The organism is Xanthomonas sp. WHRI 8932A (assembly GCF_035012785.1).
Lineage (GTDB): Bacteria > Pseudomonadota > Gammaproteobacteria > Xanthomonadales > Xanthomonadaceae > Xanthomonas.
Genome location: NZ_JAYGQQ010000005.1, coordinates 68,510 through 85,341, shown reverse-complemented (window position 1 = coordinate 85,341; position 16,832 = coordinate 68,510). Strand labels below are relative to the sequence as shown.

The window sequence follows — 16,832 nt, the reverse complement described above, 5'->3', positions numbered from 1 at the left end:
CCATTAGTCTCGGACACGAGCGATCCCCAGCAGGTCATACACGTTGCGCATCAGATCCAACTCTTGGTAAGGCTTGCCCAGGTAGCGCTGCACGCCGATCTCGAAGGCGCGCTGGCGATGCTTCTCGCCACTGCGCGAGGTGATCATCACGATCGGCACCGCCTTGAAGCGTGGGTCGGCACGCATCGCGGTGGCCAGCTCGTAGCCGTCCATGCGCGGCATTTCGATATCCAGCAGCATCAGATCCGGAACGCGCTCTTCGAGCAGTTCCAGGGCCTCGACGCCGTCGCGGGCGGTGGTGACATCCAGGTTGTGACGTTCCAGCACGCGGCTGGTGACCTTGCGCATGGTCAGCGAGTCGTCGACCACCATCACCAACGGCACCTGGCGCTGCGCCTCGGCCGGGGTTTCCAGCGTCGGACGCGCCGGCTGGCTGAGGTAACGACGCACCAGCGGCGCCACGTCCAGGATCACTACCACGCGGCCATCGCCGGTGATGGTGGCGCCGTAGATACCCGGCACCGAGGCGATCTGCAGACCTACTGGCTTGACCACGATTTCGCGGTTGCCCAGCACCTGATCGATCGCCACCGCCGCGCGCAGATCGCCCGCACGCACCAGCAACAACGGCACCTGCGCCTGACCATCGGCACGTGCAACGGGCTGGCCGACCAGCGAGCCCAGATCGTGCAGCACATACTCCTCGCCGGCGTAGTGGTAACCGCCCTCGCCCGACTCGTAACGGGTGCGCGAGATGCGGCCGATACCGCTGACCGAACCCACCGGCACCGCGAACGTCGTCTCGCCGATGCGCACGAACACCGCCTGGGTGACCGCCAACGTCTGCGGCAGGCGCAGCGTGAAGGTGACGCCCTGCCCGCGTACCGAGTGGATGTCCACCGAGCCGCCGAGCTGACGCACTTCGTTGCGCACCACGTCCATGCCCACACCACGGCCGGACAACTGACTGACCTGTTCGGAGGTGCTGAAACCGGAGGCGAAGATCAGCCCATCGAGTTCGGCCTCGCTGAGCTCCTGGCCCGGTTCGATCAGGCCGCGCTGCTCGCCACGGCGACGGATCGCCTCGCGGTCCAGCCCGGCGCCGTCGTCGGCCACTTCCAGCACGATTTCCGAGCCTTCGCGGCGCAACCGGATCGCGATGTTGCCTTCTTCCGGCTTGCCTGCGTCGCGCCGCTGTTCCGGCGTCTCCAGCCCGTGCGCAACAGAGTTGCGCAGCATGTGTTCCAACGGCGCGACCATGCGGTCGAGCACGTTGCGGTCCAGTTCGCCCTGGGTGCCTTCCAGCAGCAGATGCACTTGCTTGCCGGTCTCGCTGGCCGCCTGGCGCACCACACGGCGCAGACGCGGCACCAGGCCGTCGAACGGCACCATGCGCGCACGCATCAGGCCGTCCTGCAGCTCGGAGCTGACGCGCGACTGCTGTTGCAGCAAGCCGTCGTACTGACGCGAGAGGTCTTCCAGTACACCTTGCAGACCGCCCAAGTCGGCGGCCGATTCGTTCAGCGCGCGGCTGAGCTGCTGCAGGGTGGAGAAGCGGTCCAGTTCCAGCGGATCGAAAGTGCGATCGCCCTGGTCCTGCTCACGCTGATAGCGCGCCACGATCTGCGCTTCGGTTTCCAGATCCAGACGCCGCAACTGGTCGCGCAGACGGGCGTTGGTGCGATCCAGTTCGCCCATGGCGCCACGGAATGCACCCAACTGCTGTTCCAGGCGCGACCGATAGATCGCCACTTCGCCGGCATGGTTGACCAGACGGTCCAGCAGGTCGGCACGCACGCGCACCTGTTCCTGCTGTGCACGCGGCATCAACTCTTCTTCGACCTGGCCTTCGACCGGGATCGGCGCCGACAACGGTGCCTGCTCCACCGACGCCTTGGCGATCGCGCGGACATCGGCGTCGCTGGGCGGGGCGGCATCGCGGCCACGGGTGCGGGTTTCGAATGCTTCCACCAGGTCGGTCGGCATCGACACCGCGCGGTGCATGCCGGTGCGGGTCAACAACTGATGCAATCGGTCGAAGCCACGTTCGAACAAGCGCACGTCGTCGCGATCGATGTCGGTACGGTTGGCCGCCACCGCTTCGAGCAGCGATTCGATCGCATGCCCGAGGTCGCCGATGGCGTTGATGCCGGCCATGCGCGCGCCGCCCTTGAGCGTGTGCAGATCGCGCTGCAGTCCGTTGAGGACCTCGCGGTCTTCCGGCACTTCGCGCATGCGGGCGATCAGACCATCGCAATGGTCCAGCAGGTCGCGGCCTTCTTCGACAAAGATGTCGATCAGCTCGCCATCGAGCCGGTCGAAGTTGAGCGGGCCGATATCGAACGCGGCGCCCACTTCGTTAGTGGCCGTCTCGACCGGCGCGGCGTCCTCCACCGGTGCGCTGAAGGCCGCGGCGGCGGTGGTTTCATGCTCGGCGTCTGCGTGCTGGGTGTCGGGTGCGCTGTGGTTTGCATGCTCGCCGGCGTCGCCATGCTCTGCATGCTCCGGATGTTCGAGCTGATCGCGCGTTGCGGTCGCGTCGTCATGCTGCGCATCGGCGTCGGCCGTCGCGATCTGGTCATACAACTCGGGTGCAATCTCGGACTGCGGGTCACCCGATTCCTCGACCTGATCGGCTGCATGCGCCATTTCGAACGCCTGCACCGACTCGATGGTCTGCTCCGACACTGCCTCATCGGCCTGCGCCGTCTCGGCCTGCTGCGCGTCGGCATGCTCGGCCTCTGCGTGCGCTGCGTCCAAATGCTCGACGTCCGCCTGCGCGGCTTCGTCGACAGTCTCGGCAGTCAACGCGTCGTCGTGCGACAGCTGGTCCGGCTGCGCCTGTTCGATCGCATCCAGCTGCTCGCTCGATTCGCCTTGCGCGTCCGACTGCGACGGTGCGTCGGACGCCGTCTGCGCCTCGGAATGCGCAAGCTGCTCGGCGTCCGCATGGCCTTGCGACCCTGCGTGCTCGTCCGCTTGCGCGGCGTGCTGTTCCTGTTCGCTGACCTGTGCATCGGCGTCGTGCGCCTGCAGCGACTCGGCGTGTTCTGAGCCCTGGTCTGCGACGTGCTCGGCCTGCTGATCCTGCGCACCGACGTCATGCTCGGACGACGCAGCAACGTGGTCGAGGTGGCCCTGATCGGCGTACTGACCCTCCTGATCGGTCGAGACGCTGTCCAGCGCCGCGGTTTCCGGGGTCCAGTCTTCGGCGATTGCGGCAGGCGCTTCGTCGGCGACCGGCGCATCGGCGTGCACTGCTTCCAATGCGTCGATGGTTTCGACAGTCGCTTCGTCTGCAACCGTGTCGGTATCGGCCACTGGCGCAAGCGTCTGCGATTCGCCCAGAGTGGCTTCTGCCTCGGCCAGCTCGTCTACCGCAACGGCATCGTCTGCGTGCGTGCCATGTTCTGCCGCGTCGGACGCAGCGGAAGGCGTTGCATCGGAAGCGACGTCCGCTTCGGTCGCTGCAGCTTCGGCATGGTCTGCAGGCTGCAACGCCGTTTCCGCTGCCTCGGCGTGCTGCACTTCAGTGGCATCCCAGGCGTCGGCTTCGACCGCCGGCTCATCGGAGGTGTCGTGCGTCTCGGCGGCCTGCGAGGCCGCTTCGTCGTGCTGCTCGGCATCGCCAGGCAGCTGTTCGGACTGCTCTGTGTGCGTCACCGCTGCGGCGCCATCGCTGGACGCGGCATCTGCAGTGTCCTGCTCCAGCGCTGCGACGTGTGCATCGCTCGCTGCAGGTGCTTGCAGCGATTCGTCTGCCTCGGCCTCGGCCAGCTCGTCCACCGCAATCGGTGCCTCGGCGTGTGCGTCGGCGTCTTGCGGCTGGTCGGACAGATGCGTCGGTGCGGCGGTATCGGCCGGCAGTGCGCTGGAGTCCAGGTACTGCGACAGATCTTCCACGCCGGTGAGTTCGACCGCTTCGCTGGCGGCAACTTCATCGCTGGCAGCGTCGAGGTCGTCCAGTTCGTCCAGGAACGCCTGCGGTGGCCACTGCGCTTCGGGAAGCGTGTCCACCAACGCGCGCAAGCGCTCGGTCAGGGGCGCAAACGATGGAATCAACGGCGCATCGGCGCGCAGTGCGGTGACCGTGGTGGCGATCGCTGCGGCCGTGGCCGTGATCGCATCGATCCCGTCCTGCGATGGCGTTTGCGACGCCCCCAGCAGACGCTTGACATAACTTTCGGCCGGCGAGGTCACCAAGGTGATTTCCGGCACATCGGTCATCGCGAACGCGCCACTCATGGTGTGCACGGCGCGCAACAATTCTTCGGTTGCCAGTTGCGGCTCGGCCTGGGTGGCCTGCAACCAGGCGTTGACCGTTTCCAGATGGGTGGCGACTTCGGCTTCGAGGATCTCGCGCAGCACGCTGTCCACCGATGCGGGGGTCCCGCCGCTGGCGACAAACGCACCGGCAATCGCAGGAATCGCAACAGTCTCGGCCGCCACCGGCGTGACCGGGGCGGGCACGTAATAGATCTCTTCGCCGGCGGCAACCCGCTCGGCGATCGCCTGGATTTCCGGCAGATCGGCACTGATGCGGCCCTGGTCGCGCAGCGCTGCATTGAATTGCGGCAGCACCTCGTAGGCCAGCTCGACCATCGCCACGACCGCCGGGCTGGCCGGGCGCGAGTTGTCGAGCACGCGGTTGAGCATGCTCTCGACCTTCCAGCTGAACTCGCCGAGCACATTGGCACCCACCAGACGCCCACTGCCCTTCAAGGTGTGGAAGACGCGGCGGATCGGGCGCAGATGTTCCGGGCTATTCGGCGCAGCGCGCCAGACCGGCAGCAACTGCCCGAGGTTGACCAGCTCTTCGTCGAATTCTTCCAGGAAGACATCGCGGATATCGTCGTCGATATCGCTGTCGCCAAAGCCGCCGAAAATGCCGGCATCGGCATCGGCAGTAGCGGCCAGAGCCGGTTCGCTCGCGGCCTGCACCGGCGTGGCGTCGGACGCTGCGTCGCTGCGTGCCGATGCATCCTGCGGACGCTCCACGTCGAATTGCGCGGCGGCCGCGTCGAGCTGTGCCAGGAAGGCAGACGATGCATCGTCCAGTTCGAACTCGCTGACGGTCGCCTGCTGCACACGCGCAGCGGTCTGCTCGGCAGTGGCGTCGGTCGGCGCATCCTGTGCGTCATCCGGCGCGGACTCGACGAACGGATCGTCCAGTTCCTGCGGCGGAGCCGGCGGCGGCGAGAACGCATCGTCGATGCTGATCTGCGCGCGGCGCGCTTCGTTCTCTGCAATGAAATCCAGCGGCGCGTCGGTCTGGTCCGCATCGCCCGGCAGATCGATCTGCTCGATGTGCAGCGGCGTCGTCTCGGCCACCGCAGGCGCAGCGGCCTGCTCCTGTTCCAGCGCGCTCAGATCCACGGTGTAGCTGACCTGTGCGGCCTCGCTCGGCGCGTGGCTGTCCTGCTCGGCCGACACCGGGTCGAACGCGGACGTGGCGATCGGTGTGGTCTGTTCGGTGGTTTGCAGCTGCCAGTCACCGGGCGCGTGCGCACCGTCGTCGGACAGATCCAGCGGCGCAACCGTAAACGGCACGTGCGCCTGCCCGGAGAGGGTTTCTTCCGCGGCCACCGGGTCGAACGAGAACACCGTATCGGTGGCCGCAGCGCCGGTGTCATGCACCACGCTGGCCGCGAACGGCGTTTCGACCACGGTTTCGTTGGCCCATTCCAGCGACGCGACAGGCGCCGCATCGTTGGCCGCCGCTTCCGGCGTGCCGGCGTGCTGGGTAAGCGACGCAGCGACCGGCTGCGACTCGGCCACGTTGCCCGGCTGGTCGGCACCGACCGGCAATTCGGACGGCTGGCCCGACGGCAGCGGCCAATACCGCAGCGTTTCCAGGCTGTTGCGGGTGATGTCCAGAATCTCTTCGCGGCCGGGACGGCGCTCGCGCAGGGCTTCCAGGTAGTACTCCAGGCTGGCCATCGCGTCGGCCAGCGTATCCAGCTGGCGGCCGCTGGGCACGCGCTGCTTACCGATCAACTCCAGATCGACGTAGCGACGCACACCTTCAAGATAATCGGCGGCCTGCGGCAGTTCGAGGATGCGCAAGGCACCACCGACTTCGCCGAGCAAATGCGGCACATCGGTCAGACGCGCGTGATCCCAATTGGTTTCGATGAAGGCGACGAAATGCTCGCGCGCCGCACCGAAATTGGCGATCGCTTCCTGCGCCAGCACATCCACGGTGCGGCGCACTTCCGCCGAGGTGGCGCTGTTGCCGGCCTCATTGCCGTCGCCGATGTCGGCACCAAGACTGGCAACCTGATCGTCCAGCGACGCATCCACGTACAACAGCGCGCCGGCGATATCCAGCAGCACGCCTTCGTCCATCTGCACCTGGCCATCGACCACGCGCGCCAGCGCATCGCGCTGTTGCACGACGACGTTGCGTGCCACGCCCAGGCCCATCATGCCCAGGGTGTCGGCAACGCTGCCGAGGTCCTTGACCTGGGTCTGCAACTCGGCGATGTCGCCGCCGGTGCGCAGGTGCAGGTCCAGCGCGTCTTTCACGCGCAGCAATTCTTCCTTGACCGCACTGCCGACAGTGTCGAGCAGTTCGCGGTTGCGGCCAGACAGGCTGCCGCGCGCGTGATCCAGCTCGGCTTCGGTGGCAACACCGGCCTGCGGGTCGAATGCGAACAGCACACTCTCGTTGAGACCCGGCTGGCCACGAGTGGCGCGGATTTCATTGAGCAGCGGCAGCAGCACGATCGGAATATCGCGGTGACCGTTCTGCAGACGCTCCAGATAATCGGGCAACAGCACGGTGCCACGCATCAGCATGGCGCAGGCTTCGTCGCGGTCGGCCACTTCGCCGGCCTGCACGGCCTGGGCGAGCAGCTCGAGCTCCTCGGCCACCATCGCCGGCGCGTACAGCTCCACCATGCGCAAGGTGCCCTGCACTTGGTGCAGGTAACCGGCGCACAGGCGCATCCGACTGGTATCGGACGGTTCTTCGGCGAAGTATTCGATCTCGTTGCGCGCCTGGCGCAACGTTTCGTCCAGCTCCGGCTTGACCCAGCCCAGTGCGGCGTGGCTCATCGCATCGCGAAGCGCACTCATTGCAGCCCCCTGACAACGGCCGGCTCACCGCTTGCGCGGTCACCGGTCACTTCCTGCATCGACGTAATGCGACTACGCGCCATCTGCTGATCCTTTCCCGTTCCGCGTCGTGGTCACGCCGGCAGTTTGAAGTCGGCGACCGAACGGCGCAGATCGGCAGCGAGCTGAGCCAGGTTGCCGATCGAGTCGGCCGTCTGTTCCGCACCCTGCGATGTCTGGCTGGTGATCTGACGGATCACGCCCATGGTCTGTGTGATATCGGTCGCCGCCGCCGACTGCTGGTGTGCGGCGATGGAGATGTTCTTAATGAGGTTGTTCAGTGCGTTGGACACGCGCTCGATTTCGGTCAGCGCGGTGCCGGCGTCTTCGGCCAGGCGTGCACCGGACACCACTTCGGAGGTGGTCTGCTCCATCGAGCTGACCGCCTCGTTGGTATCGGCCTGAATGGTCTGCACCAGGCCTTCGATCCGGCGCGTCGCACCGGAGGTGCGTTCGGCCAGGCGTTGCACTTCGTCGGCCACCACGGCGAAACCGCGACCGGCCTCGCCTGCCGAGGCCGCCTGCACCGCGGCGTTGAGCGCCAGGATGTTGGTCTGCTCGGAAATGTCGTTGATCAGTTCCACGATCGAGCCGATTTCCTGGGTCGATTCGCCCAGGCGCTTGATGCGCTTGGAGGTTTCCTGGATCTGGTCGCGAATCTGGTCCATACCCTGAATCGTTTCGCGCACCACGCCAGCACCTTCGGCGGCGATGACCACCGAGCGCTGCGCCACTTCGGCCGACTCGGTGGAGTTGCGCGACACCTGTTCGATGCTGGCAGCGATTTCGCTGATGCGCTCGGACGCGGTGGTGATCTGGTTGGCCTGCTGGCCGGCGGCTTCGGCCAGCTGCATCGCAGTGGCCTGGGTTTCCTGGGTCGACACGGCCACCTTGGCCGAGGTGTCGTTGATGGTGGTCACCAGGTGGCGCAGCTCGTCCACGGCGTAGTTGATGGCGTCTGCGATGGCGCCGGTCATGTCTTCGGTCACCGAGGCCTTGACGGTCAGATCGCCTTCACCGAGCGAGCTGATTTCGTCCAGCAACCGCATAATCGCCTGCTGGTTGCGGCTGTTGAATTCCACCTGTGCCTGGTAGCGCACGTCCTGCTCGCGGGTCCGTACGCGCACCGAGCTCCACACGAAACCGACGATGGCCAGCAACGCGATCAGGCCCGAGACCACACCCAGCCAGAAGTTCGGAAACAGGCGCGTATCGCGCACCGAACCGAAGGCGGAGAACGCATCGAACAGCTTCTTGCTGTCGTCCAGCATCTTGTTGGAGCCGGCGGTCAGCGCGGCGGCCGACGACTGCGCGGCGAACAGGTTGCGCGAGGTGGCGAGGATGGCGTCGATGTCCTTCTTCATCGTCGTCCACTGCGCCTGCGACTGCTCCAGCGCCGACAACGCGGCCGGGTTGCGCACCGCGGCGATGCCCATTTCTTCGTTACCTGCGCGCAGGCCTTCCAGCATCTGCGTGAACACCACCGAGTCGCGTGCCAGCGCGTCGCCCGAGGCGGCGGCATTGGCGCCACCGGCGCGCATTTCGGTCACCCGACGCGCCATGGTGCCGGCAACCACGACCTGCTGCAGCGTGTTGTAGATCTGCGATGCGGGTGCGCCGCTGACCGTCATCGCGCGCACCACTTCATTCAACTGCGCCTGCAGCTGCGGCACGTTGCCGGAAAAGCGTTCGGCGTTGCCGGCCAGACCGAGCACCGCCGGTTCGCTGGCGATGACCTGGTCGGCGTTCTTGCTGAGCGGCACCCAGGTTGCCTTGAGCTGCGCCATCGAACTGGCCACCGAGCCTTCCTGGCCGTAACGGCCATCCAGTTCGCTCACAGTGCTGTCGATGCGGCCCTTGGTTTCCTTGAAGGCCGCAAACGCCTTGGCATCGCCGGACACCGCTTCGCGGCCCTGGTTGGCCAGCTGCTGCGAGAGCACCTGCAAGTCGGCCGCGCCGGTGCCGGCACCGGCAAGACGACTGCCTTGCCAGGTCGCGACGCCGGTATTGGCGCCAAACACGATCATCGACAACACCAGCAAGCCAAGCCAGAAGCTGGTGCTGACGCTGCCGAGCTTGTTGGTCTTGCGGGCGTCCGGGGCGGTACTCATGGTTCGACCTCGATCTGTATGACGTGGCGGGGTCGCGGCTTAGGCCGCGGCCTGCCGGAATTCAGGAGTGCGCGACAGCAACGCCAGGGAGAACACACCCCAGTCCTGCGTCTCGTTGCGGAAGGCACGGTCGATAAAGTGCGCGTAGCGGCCCTGGGCCAACTCGCCGGGCTCGACCGCCTGTGACTGTTCGAAGCTGCGTTGGCCGTACAGCTCATCGATGGTCAGCGCGACGTCGCCGCCGCTCTGACGCATGATCAGCACACGCTGGCCTTCCTGCAGCACCGTGCGACGGCCCTCCAGGAACTGCTTCAGATCGATCACCGGAAACAGATTGCCGCGCAGGTTGCCCACGCCCAGCAACCAAGGCTGCCCGCCGGGCACCGGCGTCACCGGCGGCATCGGCACGATTTCCGCCACTTCGCGGAAATCCGACACCAGTCGCCGGGTACCGACCCGGTAGCCGACACCACGCCAGATATCGACCGAGAACTGGCGTTCCGGCAGCGGCGTGGCATGCGCAAGACTACGACGCTCGTAGTCTTCAAGAATATCGAATGGAGAACGCATCAACGCACCAGTTGTTTGATGCGTGCGATCAAATCGTCTTCGCGCGGCGGCTTGACGATGTAGTCGCTGGCACCTTGTCGCAAACCCCAGGCCTTGTCGGTTTCCATGCCCTTGGTGCTGACCAGCAGCACGGGGATGTCCTTGGTGGCCTGGTCGCGTGCAAGTGCACGCGTTGCCTGGAAGCCGCTCATGCCGGGCAGCACCACATCCATCAACACCAAATCGGGCGCCTGGCTGCGAATCAGCTCAAGTCCCGCTTCGGCGTTGTCGGTGGCGACAACCGTATGGCCAGCTTTTTCCAGCCATTGACTGAAGACTGCCCGATCGGTGGGCGAGTCCTCGATCAATATAATTCGAGCCATGTTGCCTTTCCCCCTGGTCAGGCGTGGACGTACGTGCGGATCGCGCTCAGTAGTTCTTCACGGGTGAATGGCTTGGTCAGATATTGCTCGGAGCCGACGATGCGGCCGCGTGCCTTGTCGAACAGGCCATCCTTGGAAGACAACATGATCACCGGCGTCGACTTGAAGAGCTGGTTGCCCTTGATCAACGCACACGTCTGGTACCCATCCAGGCGCGGCATCATGATGTCGACGAAAATGATCTGAGGTTGCTGGTCCGCAATTTTGGCCAGTGCCTCGAAACCATCCGTCGCTGTCACTACTTCACAACCTTCCCGCTTCAGCAGCGTTTCGGCGGTGCGGCGAATGGTCTTCGAATCATCGATCACCATCACCTTCAGTCCTGCGAGTTCCCCACCCGCAGCAATGTTTTCACTCATGCAAATATCCCCGGACGCGCAACGCTTCATCCCTTCCGACGTCGCTACGAAACTGCATGTATATCCCAAGACCCGCATTGACTGTCAAGGGCGCGTTGCCGGGCCCCCGCCAGGCGGACGTTCCGACCGCGTCTGGGTGCGTCCGGACCGGCAAGTCGCGCATTTGCGACCCGCCAGACACGCCATCGCCCACCGCTTGAAGTTACCATCGGCAGCTTGTTCGAAAGGTTTAGCCCCATGTTGCTCGACGTCGTTGTGGTGATGGATCCCATCGCCTCCATCAAGATCGCCAAAGACACCACCTTCGCCATGCTGCTGGAAGCCCAGCGCCGTGGTCATCGCCTGCATTACGTGCGTCCGGGCGGGCTCAGCCTGCGCGAGGGCCGCGCGGTGGCGCAGGTCGCGCCACTGAGCGTACGCGAGGATAAAGCCGGCTGGTTCACCCTGGGCGAGTTCGCCGAACTGGCATTCGGCCCCGGCCAGGTGGTGCTGATGCGCAAGGATCCGCCGGTGGATGCCGAGTTCGTCTACGACACCCAGGTGTTGAGCGTGGCGCAGCGCGCCGGCGCGCACATCGTCAACGACCCGCAGGGCCTGCGCGACTACAACGAGAAGCTGGCGGCGCTGCTGTTTCCGCAGTGCTGCCCGCCGACCCTGGTCAGCCGCGATGCGGCGACGCTGAAAGCCTTCGTACTGGAACATGGACAGGCGGTGCTCAAGCCGCTGGACGGCATGGGCGGGCGTTCGATCTTCCGCAGCGGCACCGGCGACCCCAATCTCAATGTAATCCTTGAGACGCTGACCGACGGCAACCGCAAGCTGACCCTGGCGCAGCGCTTCATCCCCGACATCACCGCCGGCGACAAGCGCATCCTACTGGTGGATGGCGAGCCGGTGGACTACTGCCTGGCGCGGATTCCGCAGGGCGATGAATTCCGCGGCAATCTGGCCGCGGGTGGGCGTGGCGAAGGCCGGCCGTTGTCCGAGCGCGACCGTTGGATCGCCGCACAGGTGGGCCCGGAAATGCGTCGACGCGGCATGCGCTTTGTCGGCCTGGACGTGATCGGCGATTACCTGACCGAGGTCAACGTAACTAGCCCCACCTGCGTGCGCGAGTTGGACGCGCAGTTCGGCCTGAACATCGCCGGGCTGCTGTTCGACGCGATCGAGGCCGGCGCCGCGCAATGAGCACGGCCGCGGCGCTGCCTGCTGCGATGGACGAGCGCCAGCGCCTGAGTGCGATGCTGGTGATCTCGCTGTTGCTGCACGCCGCGCTGATCCTGGGCGTGGGTTTTACGATCAGCGAAGACGCGCCGCTGGTACCGACGCTGGATGTGATCTTCAGCCAGACCAGCACGCCGTTGACGCCCAAGCAGGCCGACTTCCTGGCCCAGGCCAACCAGCAGGGCGGCGGCAACCATGACACCGCCCAGCGCCCGCGCGATAGCCAGCCTGGCGTGGTGCCGCAGGACCGCACCGGGCTTGCCCCACAGGCGCAGCGCGCGACCAGCGTGCAGGCCCCGGAGCCGACCCAGACCCGCGTGGTGAGCAGCCGTCGCGGCGAGCAGGCGGTGCCGACGCCACAACCCAATCCGCAGACCGATCCGCTCACCCCGGCCGATGCGCAACGCGTGCAGCGCGATGCGGAAATGGCCCGGCTTGCGGCCGAAGTGCATCTGCGCTCGGAGCAATACGCCAAGCGCCCGAACCGCAAGTTCGTGTCGGCCAGTACCCGCGAATACGCTTACGCCAATTATCTGCGCGCCTGGGTGGATCGCGCCGAGCGCGTGGGCAACCTGAATTATCCGGACGACGCGCGTCGGCGCCGACTGGGCGGCAAGGTGGTCATCAGCGTGGGCGTACGCCGCGACGGCAGCGTGGAAAGCAGCCGCGTGCTGATCTCCAGCGGCGTGCCGGCGCTGGACGATGCCGCGCTGCGCGTGGTGCAGCTGGCCCAGCCGTTCCCGCCCCTGCCCAGGACCAAGGACGACGTGGATATTCTGGAAGTCACGCGCACCTGGTTGTTCCTGCCCGGCGGCGAGCTGCACGACGACCGCTGAAGGTGTGGTGGGACGCGACCGACCTGTGCGCGCCATGCGAGGTGTTGCGGTTCGGGCACGATGCGGATTTTCACCCTTGGGCTGGTGCGGCGTGCCTTCAGGCGGGTGCGACCTGCAGGCCTGCGCGATCGCGTTGCCCGCGTTGATTGAGCGGAGCATTGACAACGATCACAGCCGGCTGCGGCCGCCAGCGCGTTCAGCCAAGGGGTCGCCCGCGTAAGTCAGGCCACCTGCGCTGCGGCATGCAACTGGTCGGCCAATGCCACAATCTCGGCAGCATCCTGCACCCGCTCGCGCCAAGCGGCCGGAATGCCGTCGACGCCGTAGAACGCGCCGGCCAACTGGCCGCAGATCGCAGCGGTGGTGTCGGCATCGTCGCCCAGGTTGGCTGCGCGCAGCACCGCATCGGCGAACGTCTCGGTGGTGGCGAAGCACCAGAGCGCGGCCGACAGCGAATCGACCACGTAGCCGGTGCCGCGGATCTGCGCCGCGGGCACGGACGCGTGGTCGCGCGCGGCCAATGCGCGCACTGCCGGCGTCACCAGGGTGTCGCACTGCGTCTGCAGCACCGCATGACGCTCGCCACCGAGCAGCGCAGCGCGCAGCTGCAACGCGAACAGCCGGCAGGCATCCAGCGCTTCGGCGGCGGCATGCGTGGTGCGCGAACTGTCGGCGGCACGCGCGCCCAATTCATCGGGGCGATGCGCGTAATACATCGGCACCGGCGCCAGCCGCATCAACGCGCCGTTACCGGCCGTGCGCGGGTCCTCGCTGCCGCTGAAGGCCGGTCCGCCATCCAGATACCGCTCCAGCGCCTGCCGCACGGTGCCGCCGATATCGAAACAGGTGCCGGTGCTGCTGAGGTAACCGTGCTGGTACCAGTTGCAGTAGCGATTCATCTGATCGGCGGCATCGAATCCGTGCCGATACAGCAGGCTGTGCGCCAGGCACAGGGCCATCGAGGTGTCGTCGGTCCATTGCCCGGCACGCAGTGCGAACGGGCCACCGCCGCGCATGTCGTCGATCGGGGTAAAGCTGCCTGGCGCGCAAAATTCCAGCGTGGTGCCAAGCGCATCGCCGACCGCCAGACCCAGCAGACAGCCGCGAAACCGCGCGCGTTCGCTATCGCCGCGTGTCATGGCGCGGCTGACGCTGCGGCCGCCTTCGCTGCACGTGCGGCCTGTTGCTCGACCAGCGTCAGCGCGACGTTATCGCGCAGATAGGCCGGTTCCACGCGTTCCGGCGCCACGCCTTCGCCGCGCTGCAACGCCGGTACCGCCAGCGTGAGCAGGTCGGCGGCGTGCGGCAAGGCGCTGGCATCGACGCTGCTCAACTGCGTTGCGAAACGCCGCTGCAGCAGACCATCGGCGGCAGCGAACCCGGTGCCCACTCCGGCGAAGCGGTGCAGTGTTTCAGGCACGACCAGCGTATCGGGTGTGCAAACCACTTCCGGCGCCAGCTCCAAAAACCCATTGCCATGACGCGCGAAGACGCCGGCATACACCTCGCCCATGCGCGCATCGATGCAGGCCAGCACATGCGTGGCATCGGCAGGCGCACGCAGCGCCAGTACCTGCAGCGTGGAGATCGCCAGCACCGGTCGATCCAGACCCAATGCAATGCCCTGCGCGATGCCGATAGCCAGGCGCACGCCGGTAAACGCGCCGGGCCCACGACTGACCGCAATCGCATCGAGCTGGCGCCGCGTGATGCCGGCTTCGGCCAGCAACTGCTCGGCCCACGGCAACGCCAGTTCCGCGTGGCGACGTGGCGCCAGTTCGAAACGCTCGATGATGCGCCCGCCTACGGACAGCGCGACGGAACAGGCTTCGGTAGAGGTTTCGAATGCGAGAACGTTCATGGCAGGACCGCAGCAGGAAGTAAGGAGAAAGATCAGCCGTCGCCGAACGGCAACGTCAATCCGGCATTGTCGCCCAGCGGCGCGGAGACGCCAAAAAACGCCCGCACATCGGCAATTTCACGCGTGCGTGCAAACGGTGGCAGCGACTTCATGAAAGTGCGTCCGTAGCTCTTGTTCACCAAGCGCGGGTCGCACAGCACCAGCACGCCGCGGTCGGTCTCGCTGCGAATCAGCCGCCCAACACCCTGCTTGAGCGCGATGACCGCCTGCGGCAATTGCTCGTCGCGAAATGGGTTGCCGCCGTCGCGGCGGATCGCATCCAGGCGTGCTTCGAACACCGGGTCGTCGGGCGCGGCAAACGGCAGTTTGTCGATCACCACCACGCTCAATGCATCGCCGACCACGTCTACGCCCTCGCGGAAACTGGCCGACCCCAGCAGCACGCCGTTGCCAGAATCGCGAAAGCGCTGCAGCAGCGTGGCGCGCGGCGCTTCGCCCTGTACGAACAACGGCCACGGCGCACCACGCAATGCTTCGGCCGCTTCGCGCAGCGCGCGGTGCGAGGCGAACAACAAGAACGCACGGCCGTTGGAGGCGTCCAGCACCGGAGTCAACGCCGCGATCAAGGCGGTACCGAAACCGCGCGCGGCCGGATCGGGCAGATTGGGTGGCAGGTAGCACAACGCCTGACGTTCCCAGTCGAAGGGACTGGGCTGCAGCAAGGTCACCGGGTCGCTCAAGCCCAATCGCAGCGCGATGTGGTCGAACTCGCCGCCCACCGCCAGCGTGGCCGAGGTGAATACCCAGGCTGCCTGTGATTTTTCGCGGTGCTCGCGCAGCGGCCCGGACACGTCCAGCGGCGTGCGCTGGCAGCGGAATCCACGCGGGCTGAGCTCATACCAGAGCACATCGTTGTCGACGGCCTGTTCCGGCAGATCCTGGGCAAAATCCGCCACCGGCACGTCTTCGCCCAGCCAGCGCGACAAGCGGTTCAGCGCTTCCTGCGCACGTGCGGTGCAGCCATCGAATCCCGGTGAGGCCTCGCGCAACGGCAGCAGCGATTCGCCCAAGCGCGCCAATGCCGACAGCACCGCATCGAACCCTTCGCGCACCTGCGGTTTGGCCAGTGCACGCCATTGCGTACCGCGCGGCGGCAGGCCTTCCATGCCGGCACGCAGGCCGCGCAAGGCCTCGTCCAGGGCGAGGATCGGCTCTTGCAGACTGGCCTGAGCACCGGCGACCAGACGCGCTTCGACCATGCAATCACGTGCCAGCTCCTGCCACGGCCGCATACCGAAACTTTCGCCGAAGAAATTGGCCGCCAGCTCCGGCAGCTGGTGCGCTTCGTCGATGACAAAGGCCTGCGCGCCCGGCAGGATCTCGCCGAAGCCTTCCTGCTTGAGCGCCAGATCGGCCAACAGCAGATGGTGATTGACCACCACCAGATCGGCGGCCTGCGCACGCTGGCGTGCCTGCACCACGAAGCACTCGCTGTAGAACGGGCACTCGGTGCCGAGGCAGTTGTCGACGGTGGAGGTCACCATCGGCAGCAGCGGCGAATCGTCCGGCAAGGCTTCCATCTCGGCCATGTCGCCGTACTGGGTGCGTCCGCTCCAGGCCACGATGCGCTGGAATTGCGACACCTGCTCGGGCGTGGCGAAGCGCGGCTCGCCGCGTGCCTGCTGGGTGCGGTATTTGCACAGGTAATTGGCGCGACCTTTCAACAACGCACTGCGCAACCCGATGCCCAACGCGGCGCGCACGCGCGGCAGATCGCGGTGGAACAGCTGATCCTGCAGCGCACGGGTGCCGGTCGAGACGATGGTCTTGAGCCCGGACAGCAATGCCGGCACCAGATACGCATAGGTCTTGCCGGTGCCGGTGCCAGCCTCGGCCAGCAGCACGTCGCGCTGTTCGAACGCCTCGGCGATGGCGCCGGTCAGGCGCAACTGCGCATCGCGCGGCGCAAACGCATCGAGCTGACGCGCAAGCGCCCCGCCCTCGCTGAGCGCCTCGATGCTGGCAGTGGCAAGTTGGGACATGAGACCGACGAATGCGGAAGAAGAAGCACGACAGCCTAGCGCGTGCGCGGTGATGCTGCCTGGATCGGGTCTGCAGCAGTCAGTAAACACTTCATCGCCGTAAGGCGACTGCGGCAGACGTGAGAGGGGGATGCATCGATTTTACAGCTGCGTTGTGCCATGCGCGGCTGATGCCGATTGCCAGCGAGGATCAAGCGCCTTCGATGCAGTTGGTGCGCGCTGATCGCTGCGTCATCCGTGGACTCCAACACGCTGTTGCGTTCTTCTCGCTACAGATGCCCTGCTCCA

At 66.2% G+C, this 16,832-nt stretch carries 10 protein-coding genes; 2 read left to right on the top strand and 8 right to left on the bottom strand.

The window, feature by feature from the left end:
• Positions 1-3 precede the first annotated feature (3 nt).
• The 5 genes from VC212_RS09455 to pilG all read right to left on the bottom strand — a co-directional run bounded on the left by VC212_RS09455 (position 4) and on the right by pilG (position 10,581).
• The gene (locus VC212_RS09455) at positions 4-7,080 is read right to left on the bottom strand and encodes an Hpt domain-containing protein (protein ID WP_323515447.1); all 7,077 of its coding nucleotides are present in this window, start codon (positions 7,078-7,080) and stop codon (positions 4-6) included.
• A 113-nt stretch (positions 7,081-7,193) separates the two neighbouring features.
• Positions 7,194-9,230: a methyl-accepting chemotaxis protein gene (locus tag VC212_RS09450; protein ID WP_323515448.1), complete on the bottom strand. Its 2,037-nt coding sequence runs from the start codon at positions 9,228-9,230 to the stop codon at positions 7,194-7,196.
• 39 nt (positions 9,231-9,269) lie between these two features.
• Complete coding sequence (locus VC212_RS09445; protein WP_046962985.1) at positions 9,270-9,800, bottom strand: chemotaxis protein CheW; 531 nt, start codon at positions 9,798-9,800, stop codon at positions 9,270-9,272.
• Complete coding sequence (locus VC212_RS09440) at positions 9,800-10,162, bottom strand: response regulator (RefSeq protein ID WP_006450735.1); 363 nt, start codon at positions 10,160-10,162, stop codon at positions 9,800-9,802. The genes VC212_RS09445 and VC212_RS09440 overlap by 1 nt, the downstream gene beginning before the upstream one ends.
• A gap of 17 nt (positions 10,163-10,179) precedes the next feature.
• Positions 10,180-10,581, bottom strand: a complete 402-nt coding sequence (pilG, locus tag VC212_RS09435; RefSeq protein WP_005913706.1) for a twitching motility response regulator PilG — start codon at positions 10,579-10,581, stop codon at positions 10,180-10,182.
• A gap of 237 nt (positions 10,582-10,818) precedes the next feature.
• Here pilG and gshB point away from each other — a divergent pair, with 237 nt between their 5' ends.
• Together gshB and VC212_RS09425 are read left to right on the top strand one after the other, a co-directional pair.
• The gene (gene gshB, locus VC212_RS09430) at positions 10,819-11,769 is read left to right on the top strand and encodes a glutathione synthase (RefSeq protein WP_323515450.1); all 951 of its coding nucleotides are present in this window, start codon (positions 10,819-10,821) and stop codon (positions 11,767-11,769) included.
• Complete coding sequence (locus VC212_RS09425) at positions 11,766-12,641, top strand: energy transducer TonB (RefSeq protein WP_115528647.1); 876 nt, start codon at positions 11,766-11,768, stop codon at positions 12,639-12,641. The genes gshB and VC212_RS09425 overlap by 4 nt, the downstream gene beginning before the upstream one ends.
• 221 nt (positions 12,642-12,862) lie before the next feature.
• Here VC212_RS09425 and VC212_RS09420 read toward each other — a convergent pair whose 3' ends face one another.
• The 3 genes from VC212_RS09420 to VC212_RS09410 are packed head-to-tail and all read right to left on the bottom strand — an operon-like array spanning position 12,863 to position 16,544.
• Positions 12,863-13,780: an ADP-ribosylglycohydrolase family protein gene (locus VC212_RS09420; RefSeq protein WP_323515452.1), complete on the bottom strand. Its 918-nt coding sequence runs from the start codon at positions 13,778-13,780 to the stop codon at positions 12,863-12,865.
• On the bottom strand, positions 13,777-14,502 hold the full coding sequence (gene tsaB / locus VC212_RS09415; protein WP_323515453.1) for a tRNA (adenosine(37)-N6)-threonylcarbamoyltransferase complex dimerization subunit type 1 TsaB: 726 nt from the start codon (positions 14,500-14,502) through the stop codon (positions 13,777-13,779). The genes VC212_RS09420 and tsaB overlap by 4 nt, the downstream gene beginning before the upstream one ends.
• Positions 14,503-14,534: 32 nt before the next feature.
• Complete coding sequence (locus VC212_RS09410; protein ID WP_323515454.1) at positions 14,535-16,544, bottom strand: ATP-dependent DNA helicase; 2,010 nt, start codon at positions 16,542-16,544, stop codon at positions 14,535-14,537.
• Positions 16,545-16,832 lie beyond the last annotated feature (288 nt).